Origin of the sequence: Methanoculleus sp. 10, assembly GCF_913757945.1 — an archaeon.
In the GTDB taxonomy this organism is placed as follows: domain Archaea; phylum Halobacteriota; class Methanomicrobia; order Methanomicrobiales; family Methanoculleaceae; genus Methanoculleus.
This window is the reverse complement of record NZ_CAJYDP010000002.1, coordinates 315,436-328,078: the sequence shown is the minus strand read 5'-3', so window position 1 is coordinate 328,078 and position 12,643 is coordinate 315,436. Positions and strand designations below refer to the sequence as shown.

Below are 12,643 nucleotides of genomic sequence, written 5' to 3'. Positions count from 1 at the left end.
TGCAGAGCACGACATCGATCGGTCTCGACTGGAGAGCCCAGCCGTCGCCGATCAGCTGGACCGTGACGTTCACGCTACCGTTCACGGCCACCGACTGGGGCTCGACCGAGACATTGACACTGAGATAGGGGTAGTTCCTGAACGATACTGTAGTATTCTCTCGCTTATCCTTCCAGATGGCCTGGATCGTTGCATTTCCCGAAGCCATGCTGCTATACCCAGGCTCAGATGTGTTCCGGGTGAATTTTCCAGGATGAAGAGCAATGGTAGCAAATCCATCCTTATCGGTCGTAGCAACAAGAGATGTGCTGAGATCCCCGTACGCGTGGGTGCCGTTAGATATTCTGGGCCCGGCGGTCATCGGTGTTGTCCCGTTGTCAACACCAACGAGCCTGAAGGAAACACTTTCATTTCGAACCGGGTTGCCCTTCGAGTCCATCACTTTTGCCTTGATTTGAGAGACGAGATCATCTTTCACATCACCGCTTGCGATGGTCTGGGGTACAGCGGTGAGGAGCATATCGGTCGGGATGGTGCTGTAGAAACCAATCTTCTGAGGTTCACATGAAACACTGCCGTTATCGACGGCGGTCGCAAATATCTCAACGACACCGGCCGATTCGGGTGAGCGGTACGTGATCTGCGCCTTGCCCTGGCTGTTTGTTTTGATGAACCACTCGCCCGACGTCAGGGAACCAGAAATTGGCCGGGCATTCACCTTTATTTGCCGATTTCCGGCAACATTCCCATACTCGTCATAGACGGCGTAGGTTATTGTGAACAGTCCGGGCAGCGGCAGTTCTGGGTAGTAATCAGGATTGAGATCCTCCACCTTCGGAGAAATAGCCTGATAGATCTTCGACGGTTCTCCGTTTGCAAGCCCGTTGATGGTCAGATAATGCGATCCGATGCCTCCGGGAAACGTTACGAGAACAATATTCTCCCCGGCCAACTTACTGACCTCGAGTGTCACAGTGGCATTCCCATTCTCATCCACCGGCACCGTGATCTTATCCTCCCCGTTGTCAAACTTTGCATCACCCCCGGGCGAACCCACGATGAAGGTCACATTCTCCGCCCCGGAGGGGATTTTCAGGGCATCCTCCCGCTTGCTGTCCACCACATTCCCATACAGGTCCACCATCCGGACGGTGATATCCGTCGTCCCCCCGGCAGTCACCTCCGGTTCATACCAGAGACTGGCAACCTTCTTCGGGGCCGCGTGGTCGACATGCAGGTCGACGCTATCCATCAGGGACTCATTCAGCGCAACCCTCGCCGTGATTGTCACATCCCCGGCGACAATCCCGGGCCTGAAGACCGCCGTTGCATATCCGGTACCGTTTTCTGTAACCATGCGCGCGGGCAGGCCGCTCCCGTACGTGCTGTTGCTCACCGCAAAATCGACGGCAACCCCGGCGACCGGGGTACTGCTGCTGTTCGTTACCCGCGCCGTGACGGTCACCGCATCCCCGCCCCCCGCCGTCACCCACGCGGTATCCGTCCAGACCTCGATATGATCGGGTATCAGCGCCCCGGCCGGGGCCGCAAGGAGGAGCAGCCCCATCGCCAGGCACGCATACGTCCATCCATCCATACTCCACCGTATGTGCTCCTGGCACACCATAGTATATAAATGTTTTTAATAAAAAGGACAAATAATAAGGCTTATTTAAAAAATCAGACAATAATATTCACGCAAATCGAACAAAATTCATCAAAAGGCCCTCTGGACGAATAAAAAGGTATTGATCGGACCCCCTTCCGAAAATATCCTTCCTGCCGGGAACAAACGTTGCCATCAAACTTCGAGGGGGTTGGTTGGGTTCCCGGAGAGGGGTAGGGGCCCAAAAAGAGTGCCCCGCCGGCCCCTACAGTTTATCCCGGCCGCGCGGCCTGTTCCGGCTCTGCCCGGCCCGCCGGCGCCGCACCACGAGGACCGCACCGAGGACGACGGCGGCGACAACCCCGATGCCGGCCACAACCACCCAGGCGTTGAAGGTCTGCTCCATCACGAGCGGGACCGTGAACTCAGCCGTGCCGAGCGGGATCTCCGCATTGACCGTGATGTTCTCGTAGCCGTCGCGCGTGGCGGTGACGGCATACGCCCTGTTCGTCGTGAGCGCTGTTTTGAAGCATCCCAGGCTGTCGGTCACCCCGGCGACCCGACCGTCGATAACAATGACCGCATCGGCAACCGCCTTCCGGTCGGACCCCTCCGCGCGGATGGTCACGCTCGCCCGGTCATACATCAGTTCGGCGACGATATCCTCGCCTTTCCCGGAGACCTGGCGCGTCTCGCTCCAGTCCCCGTAGCCGGGCGCCTTCACCGCGATCTGGTAGGTGCCCGCGTGGACGTCGGAGAGTGCAAACCGGCCATACTGGTTGGTCTTCCCCTGGAGCGTCCCGTTGAGGAAGACCTCCGCCCCCTCGACCGGTTTCATCGCCTCGCTGAAGGCCGTTATCGAGACCGGGTATGCCGACTTTGAGAGGTGCACTAACAAGAGCACGTCGTCCGCGTCAAGGTAGCGCTCTTCCTGGTAGGGCTGGTAATCCGGTGCCGTGACCTTGAGAGAATACCGCTTCTCCCGCTGCAGGTGGAGCGGCAGCTTGCCGTCGATGTCGGTCGCCCCGGCGCGCGCGCCGTCGACGAAGACCTCTGCACCCTCGATGGGGGCGGAGGTCGCGCCGTCCCGGACCTGGACCGCAAGAAGATCGCTCGAAAAGAGCCAGTACTGGACGACCCTGCCGCTGTTCTCCATCTGCACGGTCTTTGAGAGGTCGTAGTACCCCGACGCGCGGACCTCGACGTTGTAGAGCGCACCCGCCCTCACCGTGAAGGCCGCGCTCCCGCTGCTGCCGGTAGTCCCCGAACTCGAGACCCCATCGCCCTCGATGCGCACCAGGGCCCCGGCGACCGGCTTCAGGGTCCCCGCATCGTAGAGCTCGAACGTGAGGGTTTCGTCCTTGCGGACCATATTGACCGCAAGGCTGGTCCTATCGGCACCGACGTAGTCCAGCCAGTCCCGGTAGCCCGACCGCACCACCTTCAGCCGCAGGTCTTTCTTCCCGGAGTGGACGTAGGAGTAGGTGCCATCCGATGCGGTGCTCCCGATATAGTCGCCGTCGACGTATACGGAGGCGTCGACGAGCGCGCTACCGGTCTTCTCGTCGACCACGCTGATCTGCAGCGTGACGGCCTGCACCGTACAGCAGAGGAGGAGGCAGGAGGCGAGAAGGACTATGATGAGACGACTTTTCACCATGCTGGAGTGTACTGCGCTCTAAAATTTGAGTGCATCGGTTTACACCCAGCGCTCGGGCGGGATACGCTCAAGGACCATCCCTTCGACGAGGACCGGCATCAGCGTCCGGCCGACCTCGATCGCGCGTTCAAGCCGCCATTCCCGGTCTGCGTAGATGGTGAAGATGGGATCGCCCTTCCTGACCCGGGTCCCTTTCTTTGCGTGGATCTCGAGCCCCGCGCCGTGGTCATAGGGTGAACCCGCAAGCCGGGCAAGCGTGACGAGCGCGCTGTTGTTGAGTTCGATGACGTAGCCGTCCTGCGGCGCCCGGACAACGAACCGGTACTCCCCGGGAACGATATCCTCGGCCTTCACCGCCGGGTCGCCACCCTGGATCTCGATGATCTGCCGCATCTTCTCAAGGGCCTTGCCGCTCCGGAGGAGGTTCTCCGCTACCTCGGCGCCCTGACCGTAGGCTGCCTTTCCGGCCATCTCGAGCGCAATCCCGGCAAGCGAGAGGCTCTTCTGGATCAGGGAGTTCGGCTCGGTCGCTCCCTCGAGGAGGGCGAGCGCCTCGTGCACCTCAAGGTTCGGGCCGATGGTGTGGCCGACGAGCGACTCCCCGTAGCTCAGTGCGCACTCGACCCGCATGCCGAGCCGCTCGCCGAGTTCGATGAACTCCCGGGCAAGTTTCCGGCCCTCCTGGGGCGTCGCAATCTTCGTGTTCCGGCCGACCGGGATATCGATGACCACGATATCGGCGCCGACGGCGAACTTCTTGGCCATGACGCTCGCGATCATCTGGCCCCGGGCGTCAATCCGGAGCGGATACTCGTAGGTGATGATCTTGTCGTCGGCGGGGGCGATGTTCGTGGCCCCGCCCCAGACGATGACCCCGCCGACCTTCTCAGTCATCTGCTGCACCTCGATCGCGGGGAACGAGACGGGCGCGAGGACCTCCATGAGGTCTGCAGTCCCGCCGGCACCGGTGATGGCGCGGGAGCTGGTCTTCGGGATCCGGAGGCCGCTTGCGGCGATGATCGGCGCGATCAGGAGGGTGATCTTGTTCCCGGGCACGCCCCCGATGGAGTGCTTGTCGACGACGGGGTGCCGGGTGAAGTGAAGACGGTCCCCGGTCTCGACCATGGCGCGGGTCAGGTACTCCACCTCGTCCATATCGAGGCCGTTGATATAGGATGCGGTGACGTAGGCGGTGATCTCCCCGGGGGAGAGGGTATCACTGACGATGTCTTTGACAATCTCGAGGGTCTCGTCCTTGGTGAACCGGCCGCCGTCCATCTTCTTCTTGATGTGCGAGAGGGATAGCGGCCGCTCGGCGCCCCGCACCTCGACGGGCGTCCCCTCGTCGACGGCGAGCGCGGCGGTCAGCGGCCGGTAGACACCGATGACGCCGGGCTCGATGAGCGAGCCGGTGGTGTCGACGTGGGCCTGGGCGGTATTTCCGGTCGCCTTGTCGGCGATCTGGACGCGGTCACCGTCGCGGACCCGGATGGTTCGTGCATCGGTGCTGTGGAGGAGGACCCCCCGGTTTGCGATGTCGAGCAGTTTTACGGTCAGTTTCATGTGAGTGATCCCATCCTGGTTGAAATTGAGGCTTTGTACTACTTAAGGACGGCTGATCGGGAGGAACCTGCATGGGGGTGTCTGTCAGGCCCGTGATTCCCCGACGGGGGAGGGGGATCCGGGAGGACCCATTTAACCGAGCGGCTCGGGGAATCTGACCAAACCGCACATCTGCGCTCTCCCCGGCATCTTCTTCGTCGGTCAGGGGCAGCGCCTTATGAAAGCAGCCCAGGACCCCCATGATAGCCGGGCGAATCTACTCCGAGGATGAGATCTGGATGGAACTCAGCATAGAGGAATGACCTCCATGGCCACCTACACCGCCCGGGCCCGGCGGGCCCTCCAGAAGCTCCCCCCTGAAGCAACCCGCCGGATCGTCCTGGCCGTCGGGCCGTGATCGCCATCGAGGATGAGCACCCCCTGATCCTCATGCTGGAAGCAGGAAACGGGAGCAGTATCTACCGTAAGAGAGTGGGCAGAGACCAGAATGGCACAGTAACCTCTCTGCAGGTGGCAGGCAGCGGGGATAGGTGAGGGGGCGTGACAGTAAGCAGTGTTTACATCTCTTGCATTCCCGTGGAAAAGAGCACTATTGCCCATATTCCACGCCGGCAGTTCTCCGGATGCCCCCGAATTCAGTCAGGGGAGCAGTCACACCTGGATGCCAGCTCTGGCAAGGGCACCCTTGATGGCGGCAAGCTCCTTCTTGATCTCTTTGAATTCGTCGTCAAGGTACTTCCCGGTATCTTTGCGGAGCCCTAAAATCTCTTCTTTTGTCTCAATACCGATCTGAAGCATCTGGTCCTGCTTATCCAGCATCGTGTGCCGTAACTGGAGGCCCTGATCCTGCTTGTCCAGCATCTGATCCTGCTTATCCAGCATCGTGTGCTGTAACTGGAGGCCCTGATCCTGCTTGTCCAGCATCTGGTCCTGCTTATCCAGCATCGTGTGCTGTAACCGGAGGCCCTGATCCTGCTTGTCCAGCATCGTGTGCTGTAACCGGAGGCCCTGATCCTGCTTGTCCAGCATCTGGTCCTGCTTGTCCAGCATCTGGTCCTGCTTGTCCAGCATCGTGTGCTGTAACCGGAGTCCCTGATCCTGCTTGTCCAGCATCTGGTCCTGCTTATCCAGCATCGTGTGCTGTAACTGGAGGCTCTGGTCTAATTTCATATCTATACTGTGCAACACCTTCCCGGCGTAATCCATCCGCTCGGCTATCTCCTCCTGGCTGTCTCCCCGGGTGATCTCAAAGGTGGCATACTCTCCTGTTGCTTCTTCCCATCTGACGGTGAACGACTTGACTGCAATGGGTCTTCGTATGATATTGATCTCGCTTATGAAATCTCGGAGATCCTGCTCGCCCCCCTCTGCAACGATCTCGACCTCGCCGGTGTCGAGATTCTTCACGTATCCAGAGATATCCCGTTCAAACGTCTCGTTGTATACATGCTCCCGATAGCCGACCCGCTGGACACGCCCTCGTGCAGTGGCTACAACTCGTTTCATCTACTCTCACTCTGTATGGTGGAGTTAAATAGTTTCTTCCGACCTGCTCATCGCCCGGCGGGTAGTGTTCCGGCCCGTCTCCTTCCCGGTCCTGTTCCTGGAGGAGGCGAACGATCAACCGAACGGCTCCCATGCCTGCCAAAGTGAGTGCAGGTTCAGGCCATTAAGGGCTTTTTTCGTCCGGGTCACCGTATAGCCGTTCAATCAATATCCAACTCCCTCTTCAGTCCCTGGTAATGCCCTAAAATAACATACTATATTGATGGGGAAGAGCAATTGTGAATTAGGACGTAGATATGAAAGTCTATTTGGACGTTTGCTGTCTGTGTCGGCCGTTTGACGACCAAAGATCTCATCGTATCAGGATGGAGGCAGAGGCCGTGATCGCAGTCCTCAATGGATGCATAGGAGGTTGGAAACTGGTTGCGAGTGAAGCGATCGAATACGAAATTGCTAAAATTCCGGGTGAAGAGAGGAGGAGATCCGTCGAGAACCTTCTGCAATTTACACAGGAGCGGATTATGATCGATGAGACGATCGTGAACCGCGCCCGAACGTTCTATGAGATAGGCGTTGATGCATTTGATGCTCTGCACCTTGCATCTGCCGAGAGTGCCGGCGCTGTGTTTCTCACAACCGATGACGCCCTCATAAAATTTATTATGAAGCACGTGGACAAGATCTCTATCGAAGTACACAATCCTGTAGAGTGGCTCATGGAGGTGACAGCCAATGGAAGTAAAGACGCTCAATGAGATCAGGATCCAGGGATTCGAAGTGCTGGTAAAGAATCTCGGACCTGCAGATGCGATAAGGTTCATCCAGAGTTATTCCCACGGGAGCGGGGATTATACGAAAGAGCGCAAAACCTGGCTCAAGGAGGATCTCGATACGGTTGTTGCAGGGATCCTGGAGCGCCGGAAGAAGGAAGATCGTACCTGAGGTTGTGCCCGCTCCGGGTGCCAGGGACTGCGGGTCCTGCGTCAGGCGGCGCTCTGCTGTTCTCCACCAGCCCCGCCGCCCGATAGTGAAGCGCAGATGGGGAAAAGCATATGCCCTGCGTGAATATACGCTGATTTTGACACTCTCCACGGGCTAAAGCCTGGAGATTCTTGTTTCGTTGACCGGGACTTGCACCGCCGGGATTGGCGGTGTAGCGGCCCCGATCTCCACAAGCGTAGATTCGGGTGTGCCCCACCCTACGGCTGCTCGTTTCAGGATATTTTGCGCGGCGTTCAGGTCCCGGCGAACCGTGTAGCCGCAGACCGGACAGGCATGGGTTCGCTGCCCGAGGTCTTTCTTTTCCCGGTGCCCGCAGCGGAAACAGTCCTGTGTCGTATAGGCCGGATCGACCAGATGCACATACGTACCAGCATTCGCAGCTTTGTAGCGTAGGAACTCTCTTGCTTTGTACCACGCGGCATCGAGAAGAGACTTGGATCTGCCGCGGAGTTTTGCATCCAGCGATTCGACCATCGGTTTGATGTTCAGGTGTTCCAGGGCGATGTAGTCGTAGCGGTCAACGTAGTATCGGCTCCACTTGTGCAGGAAGTCGTTCCTCCGGTTCTCGACCGGCTCATGGATCCGGGCAACCCGGACCCGCTGTTTCCGGCGGTTCCGGCTCCCGTCCACGGCCCGGGAGAGTTTTCTCTGGGCACAGCGGAGCCGTTTTGCGGCCTTCCGGACGTTGTGTGGGTGCGAGAAGATCATGCCCTCGGTGTCGGTGGAGAAGTTCTCCAGATTCAGGTCGATCCCGACCGCTCGGGTACCGGTCGTCAGCTCCGGGGTATCAGGAGTCTCGGAGATGATCGCCACGAACCATTTGTGGGCCGGGGTGTGCTTGACCACAATCTGCTTGATTCTCCCCGGTACCGGGCGGCCGAGCTCGATTCGCAGCTCTCCGATCTTGCTCAGCCAGAGGCGGTTGCCCGTGAGCTTGAACCCGCTTTGCTCGTAGATCATCGAGTGAACCCCCTTCTTCCGCAGTTTGCCGACCTTCCTCCCTTTTTCCTTCAGTTTCCTGAGAGCACGGAGGTTGTGGACGATCTGCTGGACGACGTTCTGCAGCACCTTGCTGTGGACTTCCTTCAGCTCGGGATATTCGGCTTTCAACTTCGGGAGACAGGAGTCCTGATAGACCTTGTTCTCAAGACACCAGTTCCGGACAAAGGCACACCTCGCAAAGCCGGTGAACAGCCGCCCCTCCACCTTCTGCGAGGGGTAGATCCGGTACCGGGTGATGTGGCGCATTGCGGACTCCAGGGATCCAGTGGCGCTCATCAGGCTATAATCTATCCCGGGCGGGGGGATTCGTGAACGAACCAAGGGGTGCAATGCATCCCCACGGCTCAAGCCGGGGGCTTTCTTACACCCCTTGAACCCCGGATCTGTAAAATACGCAGGAATCGGCAATATGGAATACATGTATTTTATATTCACGGGATCGGAAGATCCAATATCGAAAAGATCAAAATGGTAATTTACGATCTTAAGTCAAAATACTCCACCCTCAAAATCCAAATCTCAGAATATCAAAATATCGTTTCGATGAAGTTAACTTTTTGAAATACATTACCACCCTCACCCGGCGGTCACGGCCGGCGCCGATACCGGCACGAATGGTGCATCAAGCACCATCGCAAAGACGGAGGCCGGCATCACCGCCTTGTAGTACCCCAAAAGTTCCGAACTGCGAAGACATTCTCTATCCCCTCTCCCAGAGATCGCACTCCCGGTTAAAGACAAACATAAATTCCCGGCCGCGCTTCTCTTTCCTGACACACCCCAGTTCAGCAAGGCGGAGAAGGTCGGTCCTTGCTGTCTGGTAGACGACGCCGTAGGTCTCCATGACCTGGCGGATGGTGAAGTGCTCATCACCGCGCTCCATCATGCACAAAAGGATCTCCGCCTGTCTCGGGCTGATTCCCCTGATGCTCGTAATGATTGCTTCTGTCCGGTTCTGCTCGTTCTGCTTCTTCTCGATGTAGGCGAGCAGGTCCTTTCGTGCCTCTTCGATGCACCTGATGTTGTAGAGGATGAAGTACGTCAGGTCCATCTCGTCGTACTCGGTATGGAGGTAGGCGAGAGCGTAGTCCCTCTTCGACCGGAGGATGATCCGGGAGATGGGCATGTACTCAAAGAGCCAGTAGCCCCGCGAGAGAACGTACCAGTAGAAGATGCTTCGTGCGGTCCTCCCGTTGCCATCTTCGAAGGGGTGAATGTAGCCGATGAGGAAGTGGAGGATGATCCCCCTGACGATGGGGTGGGTGAATCTCCCGGCGCCTTCTTCGTCGTCAGCGTTTGCGAACCGGCACAACTCCTCGATCATCCCCGGAACCTCTGCGTGGTCGGGGGGCGTGTGATAGACAGTGCTGGTGACAGGATCGGCGACCACAATATCGTCGGTCTCCCGAAATCGTCCGACGGCGGCACTGTTGAGGGTGTTCTCTGTCACAATCCGGTGGGTTCCGAGGATGAGTTCCGGGGTCAGTGGTTCGTCCTTTCTCTCCAGTATGGACTGCATGGCCTTGTAACTGTTGACCACCATCTGCTCGGATCGATTCCTCGGGCGTATCCCCCTCCGGAGCATCTCTTTTGCGGCCCTACGGGTGGTCGCCGCCCCTTCAAGGATGCTTGAGGCGATGGCCTCCTCCATGAACGAGTTGATGATATAGGACTGGTCGAGCCTGACGGTTCTATTGTGGATCCGGATGATGCCGGAGAGGTACTGGTCGAAGATGTGTAGGTTCCGCGAGGATTCGGGGGTGATCGAGTACCTGAGATCGAGGTGGGCGAAAGGGACGGGTTCGTAGCGCATCGCCCGAAGCATTTTCATGACTGTCCAGGCCGCGAGCCTCTTCTCCGGGTCAGGGATGCGGTAGGTGAGTTCGTCCCAGGCGAAGTAGCGGTTGTTGTAGTCGGTCACTGTCTTCCTGAAGTCGGGATCCTCTAAGATGTCGCTGAGCACCTTGAGGATTTTCCCATCCCGGGTTTGGGGCGGTCTTTCGGGGAGTCTGGTCATGGATCCGGTCTCACAAATACTAATTTATTAGATATTAGTATTTGATTAGTATTTCGATCTGCGAATGCAAAGAGGTCGTCCTGGACAACTCCGTGCTTGTGAAGGTGCGTAACCAGTTCTCAGCATCATGGAACGCATCGCTCCGGCATCAGATGATGGTCGTCCCGAATTTTGAGGAGGTTGTTGAATGGGCGTTGGACTGTATCGAACTCTACACCCGGGCGGCCAGGTGAGGTCCCGCATGGCCGGTGTGATTGAGATGCTATGTAGAAAGCGTCGCGAAGATGATGCCTGCAGGAAAGATAATTCTGGATTTCGCTACGCGGGAAGCCCCGCAACCTTTCGAAGGCAAACCGGAAGTACCCTTCACCCGGCATGCGAACAGTATATGGTTATTGGCGAAGACTGATCTGATATAGACCGGATATCATCTGCAGGAGTCGTGGAATGCGGGGTTGTGCGGAACTTCTATCAGAACTTAATATGTGTGACGAGCATTGGCGCATCGAAGCGAAAGAAACATCCAGAACTCTGGGCAAATCCGCCTCTCAGACGATCTCGGCGTTCTCAAACGAGCCCGGGATCGAGGGAGGGTATCTCCTGCTCGGTGTTTCCCGCGACCCGGCTTCCGGGAGCTACAGAGTTACCGGTGTCCACGATCCCGATAAATTACAGAGGGAGGTTGCCTCTCTCTGTGCATCCGCATTCAACCGGCTCCTGAGGCCGAAAGTGCAGGTCTGCATGGTTGATGAAAAGTTGGTGATCGTGGTATACATCCCTGAAGAAGAGCCTCAAAATAAGCCCATTTACATAAAAGCGCAAGGTCTGCCGCGTGGCGCTTACCGCCGCATCGGCTCGACGGCTCAGCATTGCACTGACGAGGATATCCGGATGTTCCACACGAGTGCAGGACGGAGGACGTTTGATGAGTCGGTCATTCCCGGTGCATCATTGGATGACATCGATCCGCATGCAATCGGCGAATACCGGCGAGCACGACGCGCAGCCAACCCGCATGCACCGGAGTTGAACTGGGGTGATGGAGACCTTCTCCTTGCCCTCAAGTGTGCGGATAAGCAAGACGATGAGCTAATCCCTACGTTGGCCGGGATTCTCCTCTTTGGAAGGGATATGGCAATCCGGAAGTACCTCCCGCTGATGCGTGTTGATTACCTACGCGTTCCAGGCCACAAATGGGACGGAGAGATCTCGTACTCGCTTGAGTTCCGCGAACCGCTGTTGAGTATGATACCAAGGGTTATTGCAGGTATTATGGACGATATTCCAAGGTGCGTGGCGTTCCATGAGGGATCCATTCAGCGGCACGAAAGACCCCTCATCCCTGAGCGAGTCGTCCGCGAAGCGGTTGTGAACGCGCTGATGCACCGAAACTATCGATCTTGCGGGACGATAAGGATTATTCGTTATCCGGGAAGGCTGGAGATAACGAATCCGGGACACTCGCTTGTCGAGATCGGCGATGAGGGGAGCATTACCTCTGTCACCAGAAATCCGATCGTTGCAGCTGTTCTGCACGATACTAACCTGGCTGAGAACAAAGGTAGTGGAATCCGGATGATGGTACAGCTAACCCGGGAAGCTCGCCTGTCTCCGCCGGTCTTTGAGTCGAATCGTCAGGCCGATTACTTCCGCGCCGCATTTTCCCTTCACCATTTCTTCTCTGAGGAAGAACTCGAATGGCTCCGTGGCTTCAGCGTTGCTGACCTATCCGACGAAGAAGCAATGGCTCTCGTCTTTGTCAGGCGGAACGGGTCTATCTCAAATGAGCAGTGTCGCGATCTGACCGAACTCGACGTCGTCGGTGCAAGCAAATTGCTCGGGAAACTCCGGGATTTAGGCTTCCTGATCCAGCATCCCCATGGTGCGATGACCTTCTATACTCCCACCGGGCTGCTCGGGGTTGCCCCTGTATGCACAGTTTGCCAGCAGGTGGAGGTTTCCCCGGATGTCGGGGAGACTCTGAGTGTGGATTCCGAAGCAATCCTGCCGGATATTGCCGAATCAATAAGAATGTTGGGCAAAAGGAGTTCACCACAGGAAATCAGGCGAGTTATCGTTCAGATTTGCAGCGTGCGCCCCTTCTCTGCCGGGGAGATCGCCCGGTTGGTTGGGAGAAGCAAAAGGTGGGTACTAAGTAGTTATCTAAATCCGATGATACGTGACGGCCAATTGGAATACGTAATCCCCGGGGAGCCAAACCATCCGGAGCAGAAATATACGGTGGGAAGAAATGAGCAGGAAGTCTGAAGGCAAACTCTGCAGGTTC

General features: G+C 57.5%; 10 protein-coding genes. 4 read left to right on the top strand and 6 right to left on the bottom strand.

The window, feature by feature from the left end:
* The 4 genes from QZ408_RS03370 to QZ408_RS03355 all read right to left on the bottom strand — a co-directional run.
* Positions 1-1,627 (bottom strand): hypothetical protein (locus tag QZ408_RS03370; protein ID WP_292489775.1); only part of this gene is annotated, 1,627 nt, incomplete at its 3' end.
* Between the two features lie 244 nt (positions 1,628-1,871).
* A complete protein-coding gene (locus tag QZ408_RS03365) occupies positions 1,872-3,266 on the bottom strand; it encodes a PEGA domain-containing protein (RefSeq protein ID WP_292489774.1) in 1,395 nt (464 codons plus the stop codon).
* A gap of 39 nt (positions 3,267-3,305) precedes the next feature.
* Positions 3,306-4,829 carry an AMP phosphorylase gene (locus QZ408_RS03360; RefSeq protein ID WP_292489773.1) on the bottom strand — a complete coding sequence of 508 codons (1,524 nt, stop codon included), beginning with the start codon at positions 4,827-4,829 and terminating at the stop codon, positions 3,306-3,308.
* A 651-nt stretch (positions 4,830-5,480) separates the two neighbouring features.
* A complete protein-coding gene (locus QZ408_RS03355; protein WP_292489772.1) occupies positions 5,481-6,335 on the bottom strand; it encodes an acylphosphatase in 855 nt (284 codons plus the stop codon).
* A gap of 380 nt (positions 6,336-6,715) precedes the next feature.
* On the opposite strand from QZ408_RS03355, the gene QZ408_RS03350 reads away from it, so the two are divergent.
* Both QZ408_RS03350 and QZ408_RS03345 read left to right on the top strand, forming a co-directional pair.
* A complete protein-coding gene (locus QZ408_RS03350) occupies positions 6,716-7,090 on the top strand; it encodes a PIN domain-containing protein (protein WP_292489770.1) in 375 nt (124 codons plus the stop codon).
* Positions 7,068-7,277: a hypothetical protein gene (locus QZ408_RS03345; RefSeq protein WP_292394316.1), complete on the top strand. Its 210-nt coding sequence runs from the start codon at positions 7,068-7,070 to the stop codon at positions 7,275-7,277. The genes QZ408_RS03350 and QZ408_RS03345 overlap by 23 nt, the downstream gene beginning before the upstream one ends.
* Positions 7,278-7,430: 153 nt before the next feature.
* Here the strand turns inward: QZ408_RS03345 and QZ408_RS03340 are convergent, their stop codons facing one another.
* Positions 7,431-8,615, bottom strand: a complete 1,185-nt coding sequence (locus tag QZ408_RS03340; protein ID WP_292489769.1) for a transposase — start codon at positions 8,613-8,615, stop codon at positions 7,431-7,433.
* Between the two features lie 424 nt (positions 8,616-9,039).
* Positions 9,040-10,356, bottom strand: a complete 1,317-nt coding sequence (locus tag QZ408_RS03335) for a Fic family protein (RefSeq protein WP_292489768.1) — start codon at positions 10,354-10,356, stop codon at positions 9,040-9,042.
* 41 nt (positions 10,357-10,397) lie between these two features.
* Between QZ408_RS03335 and QZ408_RS03330 the strand changes: the two genes are divergently transcribed.
* Both QZ408_RS03330 and QZ408_RS03325 read left to right on the top strand, forming a co-directional pair.
* Positions 10,398-10,589, top strand: coding sequence for a hypothetical protein (locus QZ408_RS03330; protein ID WP_292392728.1), 192 nt, complete (start codon positions 10,398-10,400; stop codon positions 10,587-10,589).
* 250 nt (positions 10,590-10,839) lie between these two features.
* On the top strand, positions 10,840-12,624 hold the full coding sequence (locus QZ408_RS03325; RefSeq protein WP_292489767.1) for an ATP-binding protein: 1,785 nt from the start codon (positions 10,840-10,842) through the stop codon (positions 12,622-12,624).
* Positions 12,625-12,643 lie beyond the last annotated feature (19 nt).

What these genes read in the sequence shown, in the direction of transcription:
- QZ408_RS03345 (WP_292394316.1), top strand. Translation starts at nt 7,068, where the DNA reads ATGGAAGTAAAGACGCTCAATGAGATCAGGATCCAGGGATTCGAAGTG.
- QZ408_RS03360 (WP_292489773.1), bottom strand. Translation starts at nt 4,829, where the DNA reads ATGAAACTGACCGTAAAACTGCTCGACATCGCAAACCGGGGGGTCCTC.
- QZ408_RS03340 (WP_292489769.1), bottom strand. Translation starts at nt 8,615, where the DNA reads ATGAGCGCCACTGGATCCCTGGAGTCCGCAATGCGCCACATCACCCGG.
- QZ408_RS03335 (WP_292489768.1), bottom strand. Translation starts at nt 10,356, where the DNA reads ATGACCAGACTCCCCGAAAGACCGCCCCAAACCCGGGATGGGAAAATC.
- QZ408_RS03325 (WP_292489767.1), top strand. Translation starts at nt 10,840, where the DNA reads ATGTGTGACGAGCATTGGCGCATCGAAGCGAAAGAAACATCCAGAACT.
- QZ408_RS03355 (WP_292489772.1), bottom strand. Translation starts at nt 6,335, where the DNA reads ATGAAACGAGTTGTAGCCACTGCACGAGGGCGTGTCCAGCGGGTCGGC.
- QZ408_RS03365 (WP_292489774.1), bottom strand. Translation starts at nt 3,266, where the DNA reads ATGGTGAAAAGTCGTCTCATCATAGTCCTTCTCGCCTCCTGCCTCCTC.